Genomic DNA, 22,031 nt, shown 5'->3' with positions numbered 1-22,031 from the left:
ACTCGCCTTTACACTGTAGATTCGTTTTTGCCCCGGGGACACATGCAGTGGCGGGGCTGACTCAGCGGTAACACCCCCAGCGCGATGTCGGGAGGCCTGAAGAGATTCCCTCGAAACCGTCGGTGTGACCGCATACGCTGCCGGCAGTGGCCGACGCGCTGGCCCGCTTCCGAGTTCCCCGCCCCCCACGCGGCGGACGGCGACGAGGACAAGGTCCCCCGGATCGCGCTTGATGAGACTCCGCTCCGCTGCTGGTCGTGACGACTCTGGCGGGGTGGCGTGGGCACCCTCGCCGAGAGGAACCAGGCCACGACCAAGAACAGCGCCCGCAAGAAGGAGATCCGCGCCCGCCAGGCCGCGACCGGCGAGGCAAGGCCTGGCAGTACGCCAAGGTCCCGTGCCCGCGGGTGTCCGGGCCGCACCTGAGGACGCCTATGGGCTGCGGAGAAGGCCCTCAGCACGGCGTTGCAGGTGGACGGCGCGGTCGGGGTGGACGCCCGGTTGGCCCCGCGCGAGCGGAAGGAGGCGGAGGTGCGGTTCGGCGAGCGGCTGGCCGCCGTGCTCGGCACTCCCGTCTGATTGGCGTCCTCATTCCCCACCAACCTGCCTCCTGCACCGCCCACCCGGGCGCGGGAGGCCCTTCGTATGTGACTCGGGCGGGGTCGCATTCCTGTGGGCGTCCTTCTCCCGAAGCTGTCCCCAGCCGTCAGGTAGCGCTGATCGGACAGAACGCCAATTCTGTCCGGTTCCGGAATGACCGAGTCGCAGGTCAGCGCATCCGAGAGGCTCTCCATGCGGATTCGGGCGCATCCCAGCGCTAACGTCCGGTGCCGAAAACTCGGTCTCTGCTGTCCGGCGCGGACCCCGCGCGACCTGTAACGATCGGTCTGCTTGACGAGTGGGGCCACGCTCGGGAGGAGGACGCCTTCCTCTAGTGGACAGCGCGCACTGTAGGCGCTTCACACGGGTGGGCCCGCCTTGACGCGCCGCACCAGTCGTTCCATCGACCCCCGGTAGCTGTGGAGGTGCTCCAGCCACCACGTGGCGCCCGCATCGGCGTAGGCCCGGACCGACGAGCCTGGCTCGCTCACCCCGATGACCGCCACGTCGAGGTCGCCCGCGTTTGCCCGGTGCCGGCGCAGCTCGCTGACCTGGGCAGCCAGGGAGTCGGGTGAAAGCGTCATGCGGCCCTCCCGGTCGTCGCCGGCGACGATCCAGCCGTCCCATCGGGCGGCCCGCCGAAGGGCTCCCGGAGCCGTGCCGCCGACCCACACCGGCACCCGGGGCCGCTGGAGGGGCAGCGGCGCGAGCCGCACCCCGTCGACGGCGTAATGAGCGCCCCGGTGGTGCACCTCCTCACCGGACCAGAGCGAGGCCATCACGTCGAGTGCCTCGTCGAGCACGACCCCGCCGGGCCGCGTTGAGCCGAAGGCGGTGAACTCCTGCCTCACGCCGCCCAGCCCGGCGCCCAGGATCGCGCGGCCGCCGCTCAGCCTGTCAAGCGTCGCCACCGTCTGGGCCAGCCTTTCCGGGCGGTGCCGGGCCACGGCCGTCACGGCCGTGCCCAGCCTTAGGTGCGAGGTCGCCTGCGCCGCCGCGGCCAGCGTCACCCACGGGTCGGCCGATGGCATGCCCCAGGCGAAGGCCAAGTGGTCCCACACCAGCACGGCGTCCCACCCGGCGGCCTCGGCCTCCCGGGCGAGGGTGACCAGGTGTGCCGGCTCCCCGAGGTCGCCGAGGATCGCGACGTCGATGCCGTAACGCATGCCCCCACTCAAGCATTCGGCACCGACAGTTCTGGGGCGCCGCGAACATGCAGCGCGACGCCGACGAGTGGCCTGCGCCACAACCCTTCACGCTGTGCGCATCATAGATCACTATCAGTCAGTACAGCCAAAATTGAGCCGGGCTCGCTCGACGCGGCGCTCTCCCGCCACGATCCCGACGCCCTCCATGGCCCGCATGCCAGGCGCTCAGAGGCTACGCCGGATTTCCCGCGAATATGGCCAGGGCCTCGAAGTGATGCGCCCTGTCGAGCCCTGTCGCGCCACCCTGAATGGTTCAACCTTATACCGTGCTCATTGCAATAGTGTGTGCCGCACAGTATCGTGTGGCATGTGCACGATGACGATGAGCTGCTTGCCACCCATCTCCAGGAGCTGCGGCGGGGCACCGTCGTCCTGGCCTGCCTGCTCATGCTCGACCGCCCCGATTACGGCTACGCCCTGCTCGACCGCCTCACCCGGGCGGGCCTCGCCGTCGACGCCAACACCCTCTACCCCCTCCTGCGCCGCCTGGAGAAACAGGGTCTGGTGACCAGCTACTGGAACACCGAGGAATCCCGGCCGCGCAAGTTCTACCGCACCAGCGACAGGGGCGCCGCGCTCGCCGCCGCGCTCAGTCGCGACTGGGACGAACTCGACACCGTACTCCGCTCCCTGAAAGGCGCGTCATGACCACTACCGCCACCACCAACACGCTCACCGACCGCTATGTCGCGGCGGTCCTGCGCCACCTGCCCGGAAGCCGGCGAAGCGGGAGCCGGCGATCCGAGGACCAGCGGTCCGACATCGACATCGAGCGCGAGCTGCGGGCCTCCATCGCCGACGCCGTCGACGATCGGGTGGAGGCCGGCGCCGATCGGGCCGAGGCCGAGTTCGCGGTGCTCACCGAGCTCGGCGACCCGGCGCGGCTGGCGGCCGGTTACGCGGACCGTCCGCTCCAGCTCATCGGTCCCGCGTTCTACCTCGACTACACGCGGTTACTGACCGCCCTGCTCGTGACCATCGTGCCCGCCGTGGCCGTGGCGGTGGGGCTCGTGCAGGGACTGCGCGGGGCGGGCGCGCTCGACCTGATCGGCGACACCCTCGGTGCGGCGCTCACCACCGCCGCGCACCTGGTCTGCTGGACCACGCTGCTGTTCGCGGCCATCGAACGCGCCGCGGGACGCCGCACGCCCGCCAGGCGCTGGACGCCCGACGCGCTCCCCGAGCCGCCCACCCGCCGCGCCCGCTACGGCGAGCTGATCACCTACACCGTGGCGATGGTGCTGTTCACCACCCTCATCCTGCTCTCCCCGGTGATCAGCACCGAGACCGACGCGCACGGCGCCCCCATCGGCGTGTTCTCGCCGTGGCTGTGGCAGACCGGCTTCGTGTACGCGTTCATCGCCCTGGTGGCCCTGAACCTCGCCGTCGCCTACGCCAAGCACTACGCCCGGTGGAGCGTTCCGCTCGCCGTGGCCGGGACACTGGTCGAGATCGCCTGCCCGATCGCGCTGCTCTGGCTCGCCGCCGGTGACCGGGTGCTCAACCCCGGCTTCACCCAGGCCGCCGCCTGGCCGCAGAGCGCGACCACCTGGATCAACACCGCGCTCATCGTCGTGTCCGCCCTCACGATCGTCTTCGCCGTCATCGACGGCCTCGCCCGAGCCACGCGTCGCTGAACCCACACGAATCAGGAGACCGGCATGAAAGCAATCGTCTATCAGGAGTACGGCTCGCCCGACGTCGTGCGTCACGCCGACGTCGACCGTCCCGCCCCGGCCGCGGGTGAGGTGCTGGTCCGGGTGCGTGCCGCCGCGCTCAACCACGCCGACCTGCTCACCCTGCGCGGCACGCCGCTCCTGCTGCGCCTGGTGTTCGGGGTGCGGCGGCCGAAGGCCACCGTCCTGGGACGCGCCGTCGCGGGCACGGTGGCGGAGATCGGCCCGGACGTCAAGGACCTCCAGGTCGGCGACGAGGTCTTCGGCGAGGCGGCCCAGTGCGGCTTCGCCGAATACGTCGCGATCCCGGCGAAACGCCTGGCCAGGAAGCCGGAGCAGGTGACGTTCGAGCAGGCGGCCACCTTACCCGTGGCCGGGGTCACAGCCTTGCAGGCGCTGCGGCTCGGCGCCGCGCGCCCCGGCACGACGGTGCTGGTCAACGGCGCCTCCGGCGGGGTCGGCACGTTCACCGTGCAGCTCGCCAAGGCGCTCGGCGCCGAGGTCACCGGCGTGTGCAGCACCCGCAACGCCGAGATGGTTCGCTCGCTCGGCGCCGACCACGTGATCGACTACACCCGCGAGGATTTCACCCGGGATACACGCCGCTTCGACGTCCTGATCGACATGGTCGGCAACCACCCGATCTCGGCGCTGCGCCGGCTCCTCGCCCCCAGCGGCATCTACATCGCCTCCAACAGCGCGGGCGGGCCGGTGCTCGGGCCCATTCCCCGGCTGCTGGCCACGGTCGCGCAGACGCCGTTCGTCCGGCAGCGGCTCCGCGTCCTGACCTCCCGGAGCAACGCCGAGGACCTGCGGACGCTCGCCGGCTTCGTCTCCGACGGCAAGGTGACACCGGTGATCGAACGTACGTATCCGCTCAGCGAGACCGCCGACGCCCTCCGGCTCCTGGAGCGGGAGCACGCCCGCGGCAAGATCGTCCTTCTGGCGTAGGACGAGGAGGCCGGGCGCCCAGGGCCCGGGGCCTGGACGAAAGTACGAGATCGCGGTCGGCCGAGGGGCGGGCGCAGGCCGGGCCCGACAACGAGACCGGCGCCCCGCAGCCGCTCTCCGACCTCGCGGCCCTGGCGCACGAGCACGGGGCGCTGCTGCGCTGCGACGCCGTCCAGGCCGTCGGCAAGATCACGGTGGACGTCGAGGCGCTCGGCGTGGACCTGCTGACCGCCGCATGTGGGATGCCTACAAGCAGGTGACGGCCCGCCTCGGCACTGATCGCTCCGCTCGTCTGCTCGATCACATCCGCGCCGACATTCGAGAGCACGGCACCCCCGACGAGATCGCCGACCTTGAAGCGGCTGAGGCGGAGCTGGCAGAGCGCCGGGCGCGCAAGGGAGGCCGGCCGCGCCGCCGACCTCCCGAAGGTGCGTGATGACCTTGCGCGGGTGAGGGGCGGTATGGAGAAGCCCCCCGCCGGCGCGTGGCCGCTCGCCGGCAGGGCCACCGTGAGGAGAGGCGGCCGGGGACGACCGGCATGACCACCTCCACAGGGCCGATGTGACATGGGCCCGAGACCGGCGGACGGTCAAGGTGCATCGCGGGTGACGATCCCGTGTTCGTATGCGTAGATCGCTGCGTGCACGCGGGTCCGGAGGCCGAGTTTGGTGAGAATCCGGTTGACGTGGGTTTTGACCGTACCCTCCTCGATGGTGCACGCGGCGGCGATCTCGCCGTTGCTCAGTCCTCGGGCCAGGAGGCGTAGCACGTGGTGTTCGCGCGGGGTCAGCAGGTCGAGTTCGGGGGTGGCGGGGCTCGGGGACAGCGCGGCGAAGCGGCTGATCAGGCGGCCGGTGACCTGCGGGTCGATCAATCCCCTGCCCTGGTGCAGCTCGCGGACCGCCGCGACGAGCACGTCGGGGTCACTGTCCTTCAGCAGGAAACCGGCGGCTCCTGCGCGCAGCGCGCCGAACAAGTACTCGTCGAGGTCGAACGTGGTCAAGGCAAGCATGCGGGGGGCGGATTCCGCGGCGGCGAGGCGGCCGATGGCGGCGATGCCGTCCATGCCCGGCATCCGCAGATCCATCACCACCACGTCCGGCCGACGCAACAGCGCCTGGCGCACCGCCTCGGCGCCGTCGGCGGCCGTCGCGATCACGTCGATGTCGGGTTCGCCGTCGAGGATGAGCCGCAGCGCCTCCCGCGCCGCCTCCTGATCGTCGGCGACCAGCACCCGGATCGTCACCACACGTTCCCTTCCCTGGGCAGGTCGGCGCGGACCCGCCAGCCGCCCGTTTCGACCGGTCCCACCGACAGGGCGCCGTCGAGCAGGCGCACCCGTTCGCGCATGCCGCGGATGCCCCGCCCCTCGGCCTGGGGCGCAGGGGCCGGGGCGCCGTTGTCGAGGACCTCAAGGCGCAGACCGCGGTCGTCCTGCCGCAGGTGGACGGTGACCTCGGTCGCGTCCGCATGCCGTACGGCGTTCGTCAGCGCCTCCTGGACCACCCGGTAGGCAGTGTGATCGACGGCCGGCGGCAGCGCGTCCCCCCCTCCCGGAGCGGCATATGGTGATCGTCCGATCCGCGCAGGTGAGCCGTCCGGCCAGCCGCTCCAGGTCGGCGATGCCGGGCTGGATGGCGGCCGGGTGCTCGTCGAGCGTCCGCAGCAGTCCACGTACCTCGGTGAGCGCCGACTGCGACAGGTCCGAGATCGTCTGCAAGTGCTGCTTCGCGTGCGCGTCGTCGGGCGCCCGCCGACCCGCCGCGGCCTGCAGCCGGATCGCGGTCAGGTGGTGGCCGACGCTGTCGTGCACGTTCCTGGCCAGCCAGGTACGCTCCTCGGCCAGGACGCGCTCCGCCTCGGCCCGCTGCAATCGCAGCGACTGGTCGGCCCGATCCCGGTGCAGCCGCAGCGCGTAGCCGGTGGCCACGGGCGCGACGCTCATGATCGCTATGCTGGTCGGCTCCGGTACGCCCTCGCCCCCCAGCACCGCGAAGGTGCCGAGAACCCAGCACGAGGAGACCGCCAGCACCAGGCCCGGACGCCGCGGCCGGTGGTAGACGGCCGCGCAGAACAGAGCCATCGTGACCAGCATCCCCTCCCACCGGTGCAGCTGCGCCATCCCGACCAGCGCGATCACCGCGGACGTCACCGCGGCAGCCAACGGCAGCACCCGCCGGACGAGCAGAGGGAGGCTGACGCCGACGCTGAAGACGATCAGAAGCAGGACGTCGGCCCGGACCGGCCCTTCCAGTGCCGTCAGCAGCGCCGCGGCGGTCGCGGCGCCGGCGACGAGCAGAACCTCCCTCAACCAGGGCATGTCACGATGATGCCGGATCACAGGTCGTGCCCGCGGGCGGGAGTTGCCCGGTGGTCAGGTATCGGTGAACGTGATCGCGGACGCAGGGATTGCCTGCCAGGTAGAGCGCGTGCCCACCTTTGGCCCCCAGATAGCGGGCGCCGTCAAGTTGTGCGGTGATCCGGCGGGCGGACGCGGGCGGCGCCACGTCGTCGTACAGGCCGGCGGCGACCAGGACCGGAGGCAGGCCGCGGGGGTGAACCGGATGGGGCGGGAAGGACGCCTTCTGCGGGAGTCCGGTACAGAGGTTGGCCGGCGGCCAGGCCACGGTCCAGCCGATGCGCGGCGCGGCGTGCCTCAGCCGCTTTTCCAGAGCCTTGACCTCGCCGTATGCGGTCGGGTACGGGAAATCGGCGCAGTTCGCGATCCTGCTGAAACCTGGATCGGCCGCTCCGGTGAACGGCTTGGCGAACCGGGTGGCGTCGCCCGCGTACGCTTCGGCCAGGGACGTGGCCAGTTCGGGCCAGGTCTCGTCGAACGTGACAGTCGCGCAGGAGGCGATCAGGGTCGCACTGGCCGCTGCTCCGGCACCGGCACCGGGTGCGGGGATCGGCTGCTTGGCGGCGCGGTCCATGACCTCGTCCCACACCTTGAGCGCATCGCGGCCGTGGAGCGCGCAGCTCTGATCGGTGGCGCACCACTCGGCGAAGCGGTGCAGGTTGTCTTCCTTGACCTTCGCTCTGGGCAGAAGCCATGCGGTCCACGATCGGTTGGTGTGGTCGATCGGGCTGTCCAGGTACATGCGTCCGACGTGGGAGGGGAACTTCTCGGCGTAGGCCACGCCGAGGACGGTGCCGTAGGAATTGCCGTAATAGTTGAGCTTCTGTTCGCCCAGCGCCACCCGGACGGCCTCCAGGTCGTGGGCCCCTTGACCGGAATCCAGGTTGCCCGCGAGCGGGCCGGCGGCCGCGGCGCAGCCGAGGCCGAAGCGACGGTTCTGCTCCGTGTACCGGGCATAGGTGGCGCGGTCGGGGAACACCCACTCCGCGTTCGCGGCCCACGGCGCCGGGTCTGGACAGCGCACCCCGGTGCTCGCCTCGAATCCGCGCGGATCGAAGACCACCACGTCGAACCATCGAGTCAGGTCGGCGAAGGCCGTCTTCGCCACGCGCAGGACCGAAATCTGCTGCGCGGGGCCACCCATGTTGAGGACAAGCGTCCCCTTCCTGGCCGCCGGGTCCCTGGCGGGCAGCTTGGCGAGCCCCAGCGTGATCTGCTCGCCCTTGGGAGCGGCCCAGTCGGCGGGCACGGTGATCCGGCTACATTGCAGGCCGTCGCCGCAGTCCTGCCAGGACAGCCCGGTATCCGCCACTGCGGGCGTCGCCGATGCTACGGGGAGCAGCATTGCGCCGAGCACGGCAATGATCGTCTTCTTCATGGCCCTCAGCTTTGCCGAGAGGACTGCCGCCGGTCGTCCACCTTTCGATAGATCCTTACGCGTGCGCGCTGCGATCCACCTTGCGGAGAGCTGAGGTGCGGTGCCGGACCCTCTTAGCTTGTCGTGCAACCTCTGAGCTGGACGATTGTCACCACTCAGGGATGGCGTGTCGCCGCCGTGCACAAGCTCCCTGCGAGTGGTGAGCCGTCCGGCGTTGAGCGCCAGGACTCCGAGCATCAGGCGGCGGCGGGTGGCCGGCGTCGACCTCGCGATCATCGTGCCACACCCGGAGGCGGCCGAGCACGTGGACGACCAGCACCGCCACGGGTGTTCAGCGAACGTCCAGAGCCTGTCCAGAGGCCGGAGTTCTCCTTCGTCCAACAGATCCTTTTTACGCAGGGAGAATCCCGTGGTCAGATGGAAAGCGGGGATCGCAAGTGGCGCGCTGATCCTGTTATCCGTGTTCGTCCCCACCTCGTTCGCCCCCACCGCCTCGGCGACGACGGCGGCGGAGCCGGACCAGCCGCCCACCCCGAAGCCCACCCTCACGAAGGAGTGCGGCACCGACCTCACGCAGGAGGCGGCGGCGCTCGCCGGGGACGGCAAGACCGGCAACGCCACCTGCATCCGCAAGCAGACGAGAAAGCCCGGCGACGCCAGCACCTCGAAGTCCTCCAAGGGGGCCGATGCCCAGCTCGCCGCCGACATCTGCGGCGGCCAGGCAACCATCAGCCGGTCGGCCAACTGCGTCATCGAGGACGGCATCCTGCTGATCTTCACGGTGCCCAACGGGGTCGTCATCGGCTCGATCCAGTACACCGTCTCCAGCCTGACGACCCTCGACTACGCCTCGCTGAGGTGGACCCAGTCGTGGCACTACCAGGCCAACACCGTCGCAGGACCGGCGATCCCGCCGGTGCTCGACACGTTGGTCTACGCCGAGCCGCAGTGCCTGGCCAACTGCACCGTGTCCAGCAGCGGACTCGTCGGCGGATCGGCGCTGCCCGGCCGCACCCACTCGGCCACCACGTACTTCCAGACCCCGCTGAGCGGCTCCTCGTGGCAGGCGCACGGCGGCATCAGGTACTGGTTCTACAACGCGGCCTGGGTGAACACGTCGTCGAACGCCTCGATCACCACGCCGGCCGTGCACCGCTGCGACAACGTGCTGACTGGTTACCCCTCGGGCTGCGTCTACAACTCGGTCCTCCCGGTGCACGATGTGCTGAGCTACCGCTATCCGACGTACGCACGCCACCTGAGCCTCGCCATCAACCACTACAAGATGAAGAGCATCCTGACGAGGACCCAGGACGAGAACCTCATGAACAGGAACTACGAACGATCCTGCCGGGAGAACGTTCCCAACCCCATGCCTGCGGGCTCGTGTGACGAGTACCCGTTCAAGTCCACCCGCGAGGGCGCCTACTCCCAGCCCTACGGCCGCACCATCTTCATACTCAACATCAACGGGAACTCGTTCTCCTGCGGTGCCACCTGGCTGCCCGTCCGCGCTCCCAACGACTCCGGCGGTTACAGCATCTGCATGATCCCCCTGTCGGAGAACCTCCTCGGCGGATCCGACCTGGGCGCCTTCTACTACAAGTCCCGCGTCATCGACGGGGACCAGTTCCAGGTCCGCGTCGTCTAACACTCCAGGGACACTTGGCGATCTTGCAGCGTTCGGGTCACATGGCGACGGCCACCGCGTGATCATTCGGAGTTTGTGAAGACAACCGAAGATCGTGCGGTGGCCGCGAGCCACAGCGTGGACCCTGACGGCTGGATGGTCATCTTCAACGAGCTGACGACCCGGGTCATCCGCGATCTGCATCGGTCGGCGGGAATGCGCGGAAAATACCCCGATGGTTCTCGGGGCGGTTATGGGCGGCACTTATAGTCCGCCGTTGATCGAGAAATAGCGAAATAATGTCATTAATCTTGTCAAGGTCCCGTCGTGCGCAGAAAGTGAGGGGTGACCAGGAGGAACCACGACCGATGGAGGAACGGTGGACCGACCCGTGAACGGGCTCCGGCGCGTCCGGCCGACGATCCGGCGCGCGTTATCCGTGGCTCTGGGAATTCTCACCGTGGCATTTGTCGCCGCGCCGCCGGCCGCTGCGCTGACGCTGCCCACGCCGAAGGATTTCGTGTCGTACCTCGACCTCGAATGCTTCAAGACCGACCCGTACCAGCCGCCGGCCGTCGGGCTGGCGCTGCGGCACCTCAACCCGGTGCTCGAGGGCCTGCCGGTCGAGCAGGTCAGCCTCGGCGCGCGTGAGCAGCTGTGCGTGCCGGTCGCCAAGAACAACGTGATCCCGCCGCCCGGGGTGCTGGACTTCGTCAGGTTCGTCGACCTGGCCTGCTACCGGGTCGTCACCCCGGCGCCCGGCAAGGGGCTGGTGCTCAGCCACCTCAACCCCGTGCTGCAGGACCTGCCCCGTACGGAGGTCGTGCTGGGCAGGGCGGAGCAGTTGTGCGTGCCGGTGGCGAAGAACGGCGTCGTGCCGCCCGCGGAGGTGCTGCGGCTGGTACAGCACATCGACCTGCTGTGCTACGGAATCACCCCGAACCAGCCGATGAACCGGGCGCTCAACCTCACCCAGCTGAACCCGGTGCTGACCGGCCAGATTCCCCCGGCGACGGCGCGGGTGACCTACGCCCGTCAGCTGTGCGTGCCGATGCAGAAGGGCGGAGACGTCATTCCGCCGGAGGTGCTGCAGGTGGTGCGCTGGGTGGATCTGGAGAAGTTCGACATCGCCGCTCCGGCGATCGCGCCGGTAACGCTGAGCCTGCGGCATCTGAACCCGGTGCTGGGGTCGTTGCCGCCGGAGCGGGCGACGCTCGCCGGCGCCGCGCAGCTGGGTGTGCCGGTGGCGAAGAACGGCCAGTTCCCGCCGGGGTGAGCGTGCCGCCGGTGGCGTAGGTCCCGGCCGGGCCTCCAGGCGGGGTCCGGCCGGGCATACGGGGCCGGTCAGCCGACGATCGGAGTCCTCGGGTCGGACTGCGAAGATCAGCCGAGCGTGAACGTCCTGGCGCGGGTACGGCGCCGGCTGGGAGGGTGGACCTCATGATGGAGGACTTGCGGGACGCCGAGCGCCGGCTCCAGGCCGCGCAGCTCGCCGGAGATGTCGAGGCGCTGGATCGGCTGCTGGATGATCGGCTGATCTTCACCTTCGGTGCGAACGTTGCGACCAAGGCGGACGACCTGGAGCTGCACCGCACTCGGACGCAGGTGATGACGAAGGTGGCCGAGGAGGAGTTGACCGTGCTCACCGATGGGCGCACCGGGGTGACGTGGTTTCTCGGCACCGTCGAGGGGACCGTCTCCGGTGCGCCGTTCGCGGCCAGGATGCGCTACACCCGTACTTGGCTGTACGACGAGACGCACGGCTGGCGAATCATCGCCGTGCACGCCGGCACGGCCGACTGACATAGCCGACACGTTGTCCGACGACCGGCCGGCCGGATGGTCCGGCGAGGCCCGGAGCAGCGCTGGGTGAGGTTTCAGATCCCGCGCCACACCGCGGTCATGGTGGTCTCCGATACGGGGCCCGAGGTGATTCCCCTGCGTTTCAGCGGCTGAAAGCGGGACGCCGCTCCCTCCAGGACGCGAACCTATCGCCTCGGCGGATCATTCGGCATCTGCCCACGGTAGGACATGCGCATCCGTCCGGGGTCGTACCACCTGCTCGTGCCCGCCCACCAAGATGCGACCCGAGCCAGACGCGTGCCCACCGCACCGCCCCTCACCATTGCGGTGTGCCCGGACATACCGGTCCGGGCGCACCGACACGGATAGGACGGGCGGCAATCCATGAAGCTTGAGCTGGGCGGGCGCATCACACGATGGCGACAGGCCGGCGCGGACCGACGGGCCGCCAACGCCGCCGCCAACCTGGACCGCCAGCCCCCGTTTCCCGGCCGATGGGTGAGCGCCATCTCGCTGATCGGCGGCCCCAGCCTGATCATGACCGGGACCCTCCTGCGCTCCCCGTTCTACTACTTCGTCCCTTACCAGCTCACCGCCTACACCCAGCATCCCGTCCTCATCACCGCCGCCTACGCCTGCTTCGCCAGCGGGTTCGTGCTGCTGTGGCCGGCGGTCATGACGCTGGCGCAGCGGATCGCCGCCACCAGCCCGCTGTGGGGAATCTGGGGCGGCTGCCTGGTGATCGTCGGCCTGTTCACCCGTACCTTCCAGTTCGGCACCGATCACCTGGCCTTCCACCTGACCGACGCGCTCGGCCTGCAGACCATGCTCACCGGCATCGACGGCTACTACGTGGCCTGGCGGGACACGGTCTGGCACCCGTTCAGGTCCATGTCCGGGCCGGCCTTCTTCGGCTGGGTCGTGCTGGCCGTCGGCGCCTACCGCTCCGGCGCCCTGGGGCTGGGCCGCTCGATCGCACTCGGCCTGATGTCGGCGCTCGCGCTCGGGACGCTCAAAGGCACCGAACCGCAGTCGTTCGTCGCCGTGGGCGGCCTTTGCCTCGCCTTCATCCCCCTCGGCATCTCGCTGCTGCGCGGCGGCACCGCGCCGACCAGGCGCGCCTGGATCTGGGTCGCCGTCCTCATCGGCGTGCATGTCCTCATGACGGGCTTCGGCCCGAGAGGATGACGATCCGGACCGGTCACCGGTGGCCGGCCGGATTGACGATGAGCCCGCCCTCGTAGGCGGCGATGACGAGCTGGGCCCGGTCCCGGGCCTGCAGTTTGGCCAGGAGGCGGCCGATGTGGGTCTTGACCGTGCCGACGGTGAGGTGCAGGTGCTCGGCGATCTCGGCGTTGGACATCCCCTTGCCGATGAGGGTGAGCACCTCGCGTTCGCGCGGGGTGACGTCCTCGAGGCCCCGTACGCCCTGGGTGGGTTGAGGGCCGCGCAGGAACTCGGTGATGAGCCGGCGGGTGACGGTGGGCGCGAGGAGCGCCTCGCCGGAGGCGACGACCCGGATGGCGGCCAGCAGCTCGGTCGCCGTGGCACTCTTGAGCAGGAAGCCGCTCGCGCCCGCCCGCAGCGACGCGTACACGTATTCGTCCAGGTCGAACGTGGTGAGGATCAGTACGCGCACCCCGGCGCAGGCGGGGTCGGCGTGGATGCGCCGGGTCGCTTCGATGCCGTCCATGTCCGGCATCCGCACGTCCATCAGGACGACGTCGGGCCGGTGCCGGCGGGCCAGGAGCACGGCCTCGGCGCCGGTGCCCGCCTCGCCCACGGCGGCCAGCCCCGGTGTGGCGTCGATGAGGACCTTGAGGCTGTCGCGGATCAGGACCTGGTCCTCGACGAGCAGGACCCGGACGGGTGGGGACGAGTCGTGCGGTGCGGCGCCGATGCTCGTGTCGTCGATGCTCATGCCGCGGTGCCGTCCTGATCGTAGGGCAGTCGAGCCGACACGTGAAAACCTCCTGCCGGACGGGGCCCCGCCTTGAACGTGCCTCCGTACATCTTGGTCCGTTCGCGCATGCCGACCAGGCCGTGTCCGCCGTGGCCCGCGCGCGGCGGCCGGCCGTGGCGGGGGCCGTCGTCGACGACCTCGATCACCGCCTCCCGCCTGTCGACGTCCACGGTGACCGCGCAGCGAGTCGGCCCCGCGTGGGTGACGACGTTGGTGAGGGCCTGCTGCACGATCCGGTAGACCGACATCGCGACCGCGGCAGGCAAGGCGGCCTCCTCACGGACGCTCAGCTCCACCTCGACCCCGGCCGCGCGGGCGTGGGCGGCCAGCTCGGGCAGGTCGGCCATGCCGGGCGTGGGCACAGGCTCCTGCCGGGGATCGCCGTCGGAGCGCAGCAGGTCGAGCACCCGGTGGATCTCGGCGAGCGTGCTGCGGCTGGTCTGCTCGATGACGGCCAGCGCGGCGCGCACCTCCTGCGGGCGGGCATCGGCGACGTGGTTGGCGACGGTGGCCTTGACGGCGATCAGGCTCATGCTGTGGCCGATGACGTCGTGCAGTTCCCGGGCGATGCGCCTGCGCTCGTCGGTCACCGCGGCGTCGGCGAGGTGGCGGACGAGCCGGGCGGTCGTGTCCCGCTTCCAGCGCACGGCCGTTCCGAGGGCCCACGCGACGGTCAGGAGCACACCGGTCGTACCGATCTCGATCGGCCAGGCCATCGGCAGCTCACTGGGCGCCGCCGCGAGCGCGAGACCGGGGAACACCTGGGCGTAGAAGATCAGGATCGCGGTCACCGCGGCGGCCAGGCAGATCGCCAGGCCCGCCACCGACCAGGCGATCGAGGCGGTGGTGGCCACCAGGTACAGCACGAGCACGGTCGGCACGAAGGTCAGCCAGATCGCGCCCGCCGCGACGGCGCCCACCACGGTCACCGCCGCGCCCGCGGCGCACGCGACGGCGAGCACGACCCGCGGCCGGCGCCGCCGGAGCGCGATGGGAAAGCTCAGGACCGCCGCCACCAGCCAGGCCGACCACGCGGGCCACGGTGACGACGGCCCCGGCGGATCGACGATGGCGTATCTGATGAGCAGCGCCACGGCGACCGCCACCGCCGCGTCGGCGACGCCCTTTCGACCGCGCCGCCATCCAGCCCATTTCATGAGGGGAAGGTATCGCCTCACCGGATCACGCGGCATCCGCCCACGGTCGGACATCCGCGCCCGCCCGCGCATCCGTCCCGGGTCGTACCACCGGCTCGCACGGGATGCCCGGCAGCGGGCGACCTCTGTGTCGCTCACCCGCCCTCGCTTCGACGGGCGTCCGCGCTCGTCGGTACGGCAAGCAGGGCTACATCAAGGACACCGGCCCCCGCGCGGCCCGCCTTGTCCGAGCGCATCCACGCCGACAGCCGCGTGGACCTGCCGGTCACCCCCGACAACCTCGCCGGCACCCTGCGACGCAAAGCCGAACGGATTTTTGCGGCTGCACGGCTGAGGCTCACCGCCGCCCTGCGCGCACAGCGCCCTTGAATGGTTCTGCGCATGCGTATACGCCGTCGGCGCGGCTCACTAACATTTGGCCATGTCTGTCGATCTTGGTATCTGCGTCGCCGTGTTCGTGGGCGTTTTCTTCATGGCCGTGGCGGCGGGCATTTCTGGCACATCAATCTCCGCCTCGCACGGTCGCCGCGAGCTCACGAACCGAAGAATCGTCGTCCTGGGACTGTTCACCTCGTTCTCCGGAGTCTGCTTGATGGCGCTCGGCGCGTGGCTGGCGCAGGAGAATTCGCGGTACGGCGTCTGGGAGATCCTCGGCATTCTGCTGCTCACCCTCGCCGGCGCGGGTCTGCTTGCCGCCGGTCTCGCCCCGCTGCCTCCGTGGCTGGTGGAGATCATCGGCCCGTACGCGGAACGGCTGCCGCCGCCCGTTCGCCTGGCGGTCCGCGATCTGGGCCGCCGCCGGGCCGGCGCGGCGCTCGCGGTCCCGCTGGCGATGACGGCGACGGCCTTCGGCCTCGCGCTGACGGTCGTCGCCGTCGGGCTGACGGCGCAGAGCAAGGCCGAATACCGTCCCTCGGCACGACCGGGCACTTTATCGGTCCGGGCAGGTTCGGCCGCGGAAGCGGCCACCGTGCGAGCGACGATCGCGCGGGAACTGCCCGGCGTGCCGATCGCCCAGCGGGAGACCGTCGTGGACTCATCCCGGCTTTTCGGTGTCGAGGCGGCCAATGTCGAGGCGTCGGAAAAGGCATTCTACGGCGAGGCCATCGGTGACGAGAATCTGCTGCGCTACCTCACGGGCGACCGGTCGACGCCGTACGACGAGGGCACCGCCGTGGTGGTCACATCGGCCGACGTGAAAGTCGACTCGGTGACCCTCACCTACGAGATCGACAAGGACGACGAGAACACCAAGAACATCCCAGCAATTGTCGCCAAAACCTCCGACCCTCACATGGAGACGATTTTCCTCCCCTCGACAATCGTCCGGGAGCTCGGCTATCAGCTCCAGCCGAGCGAGCTGATCGTCGACCCCGCCCTCTACCGGGTCACGGCCGAGGATCAGCGGCGCCTCGACGACCGGCTGGACGACGCGGTCGCGGAGATCTACGTCGAACGGGGCTTCGAGGCTCCCCTCGGGTGGCTGCCCGTCGCCGCGGCGGCATTCCTCATCGCCGTCTTCTGCGCCTTGACGTCCGGCTTCGGCCCGGACGCGAACGCGCGCCAGGCCCGCGTCATGAGACGGGCCGGCGACAACTTCCGGTGGTTCTGCGCCTCCCGCGCCGACCTGAGCGCTCTGTGCGCGACAGTCCTCGGCGCGGTCGTCGGATGTCCCGCCGGGATGTTCCTGCTGTGGCCTCTGACGATCAGTGGCTCATGGGAAGAGCCGGTACGGCCGCCGTTCGAGACCCCCTGGCCGGCGATCACGGCGGTCGTGGTCGGTCTGCCTCTGCTCGCTGCGGCTGTCGCCGCGATCTTCGCCCGCGAGCATCCGCACGTACTCGGGCCCCGGCCCCTCACGCCGGCCGGGCGCTGACCCGCTGCCTGTCCTCGTCCGGCAGTCCGCGGCCAGGGCCTCCAGCCTGCTGACGATCTTCCCGTGCACCCGTACGGCGAGGTCCTCGCCCTTGGGCGTCAACTCGACCCGGCACGCGCGCCGGCCGGCCGGCAGACGCAGGGCTGTCGAGGCGTCGCGGGAGATCGCCCGGCTTGGGCGGCCCGGCTCGCCCAAGGGCGACGAGATCCGGGTGGCCTCCAACAAGACCATCGTCGGCGGCGGCTTCTTCCTCAACGGCGTCTCGAACGTCATTATCCGCAACCTGACGATCCGCGACACCCGCCCAAGGGACAGGCCCAGCGGTACTTCAATCCGCGGCGTGGTCGGCTCGGGCCTGAAGGGCTAGGTCCGAGGTGTCACCTCGATGGTGACGGTGGCCGGCGGCAGCCCGTCGGCCCGTACGGTGACCGTGACCCGCCCGTCCACCCCCGTGGGCCGCAGCACCGCCAGCGCGTGGCCCTCGTACGTCGTGCAGGAGTTCGCCTGGAACGGCTCCTCCGTGGACGGCCGCGCCGTGCCCAGCGCCTGGAGGGCCGCCGGGCCGTCGAGGGTGACGGTCACCGTACGGTCACTGACGGGGTTGACCGTGCCGCGCTCGTCGACGAGCCGGATGTCGAGGTGGGCCAGGTCCTGCGCGTCCGCGCTGAGGCCCGGACGGTCGGGGGTGACGAGCAGCCGCGCGGGCGCGCCCGCGGTGACCAGGCGGCAGCGGCCGGTCTCGGTCCCGTCCTGGTAGGCGACGGCCTCCAGCGTGCCCGGCTCGTACGGCACCTCGGCCGCCGCCAGGAACGCCTTGTCCACGCCGACCGGCGCCTTCGCCACCGTGACGCCGTCGAGCAGCAGCTCGATCTCGTCGGCGTCCGCGTACACCTCGACGGTGACGGGCGTGCCGGCCGGGACGTCCCAGGTCCAGCTCGCGACGGAGTCGCTCCAGGCCCAGCCCTTGGGCCGGAAGGGGTGCTCGCGGTGCTCGGGGCGCTGCACGGCCAGGTAGGGGTCGCGGCGCAGACCGTAGACCGTCTCGCGGTAGTAGGAGACCGGGCGGCGGCGGCCGGTGATGTCCAGGTCGCCGGTGGAGGCGGTGAGCCACGGGTACGGAGCGCCGAAAGCGACCGGATCGTCCGGGTACGTCGGCCGGCCGATCCCGCTCTCGCCCAGATAGTCCCAGCCCGTCCAGGTGAAGTCGCCGATGACGTGGCCGTGCTCGGTGACGAGCTTCCAGTACTGGTCGATCTGCGTGGGGAAGGTCTCCGTGCCGACCATGACCCGGTTGGGGTGGGTCTCGTGGTCGGCGAGGTAGCGGGAGTCGCCGTAGTTGAGCCCGACCACATCCAGTACGGCGGCCGACTCGGCGATGCGCTCGCCGACCTCCGGCAGCGCCGCGAGCGCGCCCATGCCGTCCAGCAGATCGTTGAACCCACCGTTTTCGGCGGGCGCCGCCTGGGCCATGAGCGCCGGGATCAGGTCCATGATCGCGAGCATGCCGTTGAGCGCGTTGGTGACCAGGCGGGTCGGGTCCTGGGCGCGGATGCGCTCGGCGAGCAGGCGTCCCCAGCGGGCGCCGTGCGGGGTGCCGATCTCCAGGATCTCGTTGCCGATGGAGTAGAAGATCACGCTCGGGTGGTTGAAGTCCTTGGCGACCAGGGCGTCCACGTCCCGCTCCCACCACTGCGGGAAGCGGCGCGCGTAGTCGTCGTCGGTCTTCGACACCGTCCACATGTCGAACGTCTCGTCCATGACCAGCATGCCGAGCCGGTCGCAGGCCGCCAGCATGGCCGTGCTGAGCGGGTTGTGCGCGGAGCGGATGGCGTTGAACCCGGCGTCCTTGAGCAGCTGGACGCGCCGCTCCTCGGCGCGGGCGATGGCGGCCGCGCCGAGCGGGCCGTTGTCGTGGTGCACGCACGCGCCGCGCAGCTTGACGGTCTCCCCGTTGATCCGCAGGCCGTGGAAGGGGTCCACCGTCACGCTGCGGACGCCGAACGTCGTGCTCGCCTCGTCCACCTGCCCGCCCGCGTCCGTCAGCCGGACGGTCGCCGTGTACAGGTTGGGCGCGTCCACGCTCCACAGCGCGGGCCGGCGGAGGTAGGCACGCTGCCGCACCGTCGCCCGCTCCCCGGCCAGCACGGTCAACGGGACGCGGTCTTCGGCCACGACCGCGCCGCCGCCGTCGCGCACCTGCAGCAGGACGTCGACGGTACGGGTGCCAGTGCCCTCGTTGATCACTTCGGTGGCGACCGCGGCGACGGCCAGGTCGTCGTCGATCTGCGGGGTGGTCACACGCAGCCCGGCCGGGGTGACGTGCAGCAGGTCACCGATCAGCAGGTGCACCGGGCGGTGGATGCCGCCGCCGCTGTACCAGCGCGAGTCCTTGTGCGCCTGCGCCTCGACGCGGATGGTGTTGGTCGCGCCGTAGCGCAGGTACGGATCGGCCGCGACGTGGAACGTGGCATAGCCGTTGGCCCACTGACCTGCGAAGACGTCGTTGACGTAGACCATCGCGTCCCGGTACACGCCTTCGAACTCGAACGTCACTCGCTTGCTCGCCCACTCGGCCGGCACCTCGAAGTCCTTGTCGTAGCGCCAGGCTCCGGGCCGGTGGTAGCCGGTGTGCGAGCCGTCCGAGCCCTCGGCGGAGCGGCCGGCGGCGAGCATGGCGTCGTGCGGCAGCGTGACCTCCGTCGTCGCGGCGGCCGGCATGAACTGCTCGAAGAGGGACGTCCGGCCGCTGACGCGCCAGCCGTCGTTGAAGGGTTCGCGGATCACTGGCTTGCTCCTTCGGCGTTCACGCGTGTGAATCACGCGCGTGAACGTGAGCGTAGGGTGTGGCCCGCCGCTCCGTCTACCATCAATCCGAGCACGCCCCGCAGACCGACCACCCCGGAAAAGACGACAGGAGTGCCCGTGCCGATGAGGGTCAGCAGCGAGGACGTCGCGCAGCGGGCGGGCGTGTCCCGCTCGACGGTCAGCTACATCCTCAACGGACACGGCGACCGGTTCAGCGAGGCCACCCGCGACGCCGTCGAACGCGCCGTCGCCGAGCTCGGCTACCGCCCCCACTCGGCGGGCCGCGCGCTCGCCCGCGGACAGAGCGACCTCGTGCTCCTCGTGCTCCCCATCGCCCCGAACAGCCAGTTCAGCCAGGTCGCCGACCAGCTCACCGAGACGCTGGCCGAGCACGGCCTGTCGCTGCTCATGTGCTCGTCCACCGCTTCTCCGCGCTCCTTCGCCGCGATGATCGACGCCGCCCGCCCCCGGGTGGTCATCGCGCTGTCCGAGCTGCCCGAGGCCAAGCGCACCGTCCTGCGCGCGGCCGGCGTCCGCACCCTCGACATCGCCCACGCGATCTCCCAGCGCGGCGGACTGAGCTGGCGAGCCGGACGGCTCCAGGCCGACCATCTCATGCAGCGCGGCTACCGGCGCCTCGCCTACGCCCGGCTCGCGGAGGCCCGCGACGACGTGCTGCTGCGCGCCCGCGAACAGGGCGTACGCGAGGCATGCGAAGCCGCCGGCCTGGACGAACCCCAGGTCATCACCGTGGCTCTCCGCGCCGACGCCGACCTGGACGCCATCGCCGCCCTCCCCACCGGCACCGGCCTGGCCTGCTACAACGACGACACCGCCGCGGCGGCGCTGGCCGCCGCCCGCGTCATCGGCCGGACCGTGCCGCGGGAGCTGGGCGTGGTCGGCGTGGACGACACCCCGGTGGCCACGCAGACCAGCCCCCGCCTGACCACCATCAGCTTCGGCCCGCCCACCTCCTGGGACCACCTGACCCGGCTCCTCCTCGACCCGTCCCCGCCCGCGGACACCAGCCTCGGCGACCTCGGCGAATGCCACCTCGTCCAGGGCGACTCGACCTGAAGATCCGCCTGCCCGGTCGAGCATGGGGGAAGGGCAGTACGCTTCATTACCGGTCACCGTCGGAAAGGACAAAAGGGATGCCGCATGCGGCGAGGCCCACGGTCACGCTGCACGACGTGGCCGCGGCAGCCGGGGTGTCGATCTCCACGGCGTCGCGGGTCCTGAGCGGCAGCGCGCGGAAGGTCGCCCCCGACTACGAGGCCCGCGTCCTGGCCGCCGCGGCGGCCCTGCGGTACACGGTGGACGCCTCCGCCCGGGCGATGCGCCGGGCCAGCGATTCGATCGCGCTCGTGGCCGACGACCTCACGACGCCGTCCATGGGCATGGTGGTCTCCGCCATGGAGCGTGAGGCGCGCTCGGCAGGGGCGTTCGTCACCGTGTCGGCCACGATGGGCGTCGCGGAGCGGCAGGCCGAGACGGTCCGCGTGCTGCGCTCGTTGCGCCCGCGCGCGCTCGTGGTCACCTCCAACCGCTTCCTGGCGGCCGAGGCCGAGGTCCGGCTGTCGAGGGAGCTGCGGGCGTACGAGCGGGAGGGCGGGCGCGTCGTCATCGTCGGCGAGACGGACATGGAATTCGACTCGATCGGCTTCGACAATTTCCGGGTCGGGCACATCATGGGCGCCTTTGTCGCCGAAATCGGGCACCGCCGGGTGGCGATTTTCGCCGGTGTCAGGAATCTGCGCAACCTGGCCGACCGCACCGCCGGGTTCATGGCGGGACTGCGCGCCGGAGGCGTCGAAGAACGCGATATCCGGCTCGTTCCGTGCGAGGTCAGCCGCCGTGGCGGGCTCGATGCCGCGCGCCGGCTGGCCGAATCGGGAATGGCCGGCGTGGGGGCGGTTCTCGCCGTCAACGACATCGTCGCCATCGGCGCGCTCAGGGCATTTCACGCCGCCGGTGTGGCGGTGCCGGACGACGTTTCCGTGACGGGGGTCGACGACATACCGCTCGCCTATGACGTGACGCCGCGGCTGACGACGGTGGCGCTGCCGCTGGCGGAGGTCGGGGCGGAGGCGATCCGCGTCGTGCTGGGCGAGGGCGGCACGGGCCGCCGGATGAGCGTCGAAGGCCGCCTGATCGTCCGCGACAGCACCCGCCCCGCCACGGCACCGACGACCCCCGCCTGATCTCGCCGCGCCACCAGCCATCCCCGCCTGAGCGCCGCGCCACCAGCCATCCCCGCCTGAGCGCCACGGCACCAGCCACCCCCGCCTGACCACCCGCCGCGGACCTCCGCCACTCCCCCGCGACCCCACGTCCGCGCTCCGCCTCTCGCGCCCTTGACTCTCGGTAACCGCCACCGGAAAGCGCCCCGCAGCCCTGGAAACGCGCCCCGGCCAGGCCCGCGAGCCCCTGTCCCCCACCTCGACCACGTCCGTGCTGGTCAGATCCCCGCCGCTCGGACCACACAGTTCGCTGATTGCTCCAGCAACACTCTTGACGCTCACGTTACGTCCGTGCAAACTGCGGAATACGTTTTCCCAAGGCGGTCCCGATCCCGTCCTTGGTGACAGGAGGTCACGGATGATCGCGTCGAGGAGGCCCGCT

General features: G+C 70.8%; 21 protein-coding genes. 13 read left to right on the top strand and 8 right to left on the bottom strand.

Annotation, left to right across the window (positions count from 1 at the left end; all coding sequences use genetic code 11):
* Positions 1–959 precede the first annotated feature (959 nt).
* Positions 960–1,766: an LLM class flavin-dependent oxidoreductase gene (locus ACBR40_RS07375; RefSeq protein ID WP_364447890.1), complete on the bottom strand. Its 807-nt coding sequence runs from the start codon at positions 1,764–1,766 to the stop codon at positions 960–962.
* Positions 1,767–2,117: 351 nt separating this feature from the next.
* On the opposite strand from ACBR40_RS07375, the gene ACBR40_RS07370 reads away from it, so the two are divergent.
* From ACBR40_RS07370 to ACBR40_RS07350, 5 genes are read left to right on the top strand one after another with little or no spacing between them, the layout of a single operon-like run.
* The gene (locus ACBR40_RS07370; protein ID WP_371248005.1) at positions 2,118–2,456 is read left to right on the top strand and encodes a PadR family transcriptional regulator; all 339 of its coding nucleotides are present in this window, start codon (positions 2,118–2,120) and stop codon (positions 2,454–2,456) included.
* Positions 2,453–3,445, top strand: a complete 993-nt coding sequence (locus ACBR40_RS07365) for a permease prefix domain 1-containing protein (RefSeq protein ID WP_371248004.1) — start codon at positions 2,453–2,455, stop codon at positions 3,443–3,445. Before ACBR40_RS07370 ends, ACBR40_RS07365 begins: the two co-directional genes overlap by 4 nt.
* Positions 3,446–3,469: 24 nt before the next feature.
* Positions 3,470–4,435 (top strand): NAD(P)-dependent alcohol dehydrogenase, encoded by a 966-nt coding sequence (locus ACBR40_RS07360; protein WP_371248003.1) that lies wholly within the window; start codon positions 3,470–3,472, stop codon positions 4,433–4,435.
* 32 nt (positions 4,436–4,467) lie between these two features.
* On the top strand, positions 4,468–4,695 hold the full coding sequence (locus ACBR40_RS07355) for an aminotransferase class V-fold PLP-dependent enzyme (RefSeq protein WP_371248354.1): 228 nt from the start codon (positions 4,468–4,470) through the stop codon (positions 4,693–4,695).
* The gene (locus tag ACBR40_RS07350) at positions 4,671–4,871 is read left to right on the top strand and encodes a hypothetical protein (protein ID WP_371248002.1); all 201 of its coding nucleotides are present in this window, start codon (positions 4,671–4,673) and stop codon (positions 4,869–4,871) included. Before ACBR40_RS07355 ends, ACBR40_RS07350 begins: the two co-directional genes overlap by 25 nt.
* 153 nt (positions 4,872–5,024) lie before the next feature.
* Here the strand turns inward: ACBR40_RS07350 and ACBR40_RS07345 are convergent, their stop codons facing one another.
* The 4 genes from ACBR40_RS07345 to ACBR40_RS07330 are packed head-to-tail and all read right to left on the bottom strand — an operon-like array spanning position 5,025 to position 8,172.
* Positions 5,025–5,681, bottom strand: a complete 657-nt coding sequence (locus ACBR40_RS07345) for a response regulator (protein ID WP_371248001.1) — start codon at positions 5,679–5,681, stop codon at positions 5,025–5,027.
* The gene (locus tag ACBR40_RS07340; protein ID WP_371248000.1) at positions 5,678–5,941 is read right to left on the bottom strand and encodes an ATP-binding protein; all 264 of its coding nucleotides are present in this window, start codon (positions 5,939–5,941) and stop codon (positions 5,678–5,680) included. The genes ACBR40_RS07345 and ACBR40_RS07340 overlap by 4 nt, the downstream gene beginning before the upstream one ends.
* Entirely contained in the window at positions 5,847–6,755 is a 909-nt protein-coding gene (locus tag ACBR40_RS07335; RefSeq protein ID WP_371247999.1) for a sensor histidine kinase, read from the bottom strand. Before ACBR40_RS07335 ends, ACBR40_RS07340 begins: the two co-directional genes overlap by 95 nt.
* A 1-nt stretch (position 6,756) precedes the next feature.
* Complete coding sequence (locus ACBR40_RS07330; protein WP_371247998.1) at positions 6,757–8,172, bottom strand: alpha/beta fold hydrolase; 1,416 nt, start codon at positions 8,170–8,172, stop codon at positions 6,757–6,759.
* A 460-nt stretch (positions 8,173–8,632) separates the two neighbouring features.
* On the opposite strand from ACBR40_RS07330, the gene ACBR40_RS07325 reads away from it, so the two are divergent.
* The 4 genes from ACBR40_RS07325 to ACBR40_RS07310 all read left to right on the top strand — a co-directional run bounded on the left by ACBR40_RS07325 (position 8,633) and on the right by ACBR40_RS07310 (position 12,793).
* Complete coding sequence (locus ACBR40_RS07325) at positions 8,633–9,823, top strand: hypothetical protein (protein ID WP_371247996.1); 1,191 nt, start codon at positions 8,633–8,635, stop codon at positions 9,821–9,823.
* Between the two features lie 439 nt (positions 9,824–10,262).
* A complete protein-coding gene (locus tag ACBR40_RS07320; protein ID WP_371247995.1) occupies positions 10,263–11,078 on the top strand; it encodes a hypothetical protein in 816 nt (271 codons plus the stop codon).
* Positions 11,079–11,242: 164 nt separating this feature from the next.
* Entirely contained in the window at positions 11,243–11,605 is a 363-nt protein-coding gene (locus ACBR40_RS07315) for a nuclear transport factor 2 family protein (RefSeq protein ID WP_371247994.1), read from the top strand.
* A 384-nt stretch (positions 11,606–11,989) separates the two neighbouring features.
* Complete coding sequence (locus ACBR40_RS07310) at positions 11,990–12,793, top strand: hypothetical protein (RefSeq protein WP_371247993.1); 804 nt, start codon at positions 11,990–11,992, stop codon at positions 12,791–12,793.
* Between the two features lie 13 nt (positions 12,794–12,806).
* Here ACBR40_RS07310 and ACBR40_RS07305 read toward each other — a convergent pair whose 3' ends face one another.
* Both ACBR40_RS07305 and ACBR40_RS07300 read right to left on the bottom strand, forming a co-directional pair.
* Positions 12,807–13,526 (bottom strand): response regulator, encoded by a 720-nt coding sequence (locus tag ACBR40_RS07305; RefSeq protein ID WP_371247992.1) that lies wholly within the window; start codon positions 13,524–13,526, stop codon positions 12,807–12,809.
* Positions 13,523–14,725 (bottom strand): sensor histidine kinase, encoded by a 1,203-nt coding sequence (locus ACBR40_RS07300; RefSeq protein ID WP_371247991.1) that lies wholly within the window; start codon positions 14,723–14,725, stop codon positions 13,523–13,525. Before ACBR40_RS07300 ends, ACBR40_RS07305 begins: the two co-directional genes overlap by 4 nt.
* Before the next feature lie 421 nt (positions 14,726–15,146).
* On the opposite strand from ACBR40_RS07300, the gene ACBR40_RS07295 reads away from it, so the two are divergent.
* Complete coding sequence (locus ACBR40_RS07295; RefSeq protein WP_371247990.1) at positions 15,147–16,601, top strand: hypothetical protein; 1,455 nt, start codon at positions 15,147–15,149, stop codon at positions 16,599–16,601.
* 91 nt (positions 16,602–16,692) lie between these two features.
* The gene (locus ACBR40_RS07290) at positions 16,693–16,968 is read left to right on the top strand and encodes a hypothetical protein (protein WP_371247989.1); all 276 of its coding nucleotides are present in this window, start codon (positions 16,693–16,695) and stop codon (positions 16,966–16,968) included.
* On the opposite strand, the gene ACBR40_RS07285 is transcribed toward ACBR40_RS07290, so the two are convergent.
* Entirely contained in the window at positions 16,965–19,385 is a 2,421-nt protein-coding gene (locus tag ACBR40_RS07285; RefSeq protein WP_371247988.1) for a glycoside hydrolase family 2 TIM barrel-domain containing protein, read from the bottom strand. The two genes, ACBR40_RS07290 and ACBR40_RS07285, sit on opposite strands and share 4 nt — an antisense overlap.
* Positions 19,386–19,529: 144 nt before the next feature.
* Here ACBR40_RS07285 and ACBR40_RS07280 point away from each other — a divergent pair, with 144 nt between their 5' ends.
* Positions 19,530–20,483: a LacI family DNA-binding transcriptional regulator gene (locus ACBR40_RS07280; protein ID WP_371248353.1), complete on the top strand. Its 954-nt coding sequence runs from the start codon at positions 19,530–19,532 to the stop codon at positions 20,481–20,483.
* Positions 20,484–20,560: 77 nt separating this feature from the next.
* On the top strand, positions 20,561–21,610 hold the full coding sequence (locus tag ACBR40_RS07275; protein ID WP_371247987.1) for a LacI family DNA-binding transcriptional regulator: 1,050 nt from the start codon (positions 20,561–20,563) through the stop codon (positions 21,608–21,610).
* Positions 21,611–22,031: the final 421 nt, after the last annotated feature.

The organism is Nonomuraea sp. AD125B (genome assembly GCF_041402765.1).
Taxonomy (GTDB): domain Bacteria; phylum Actinomycetota; class Actinomycetes; order Streptosporangiales; family Streptosporangiaceae; genus Nonomuraea; species Nonomuraea bangladeshensis.
This window is presented reverse-complemented; position numbering and strand designations above follow the sequence as displayed.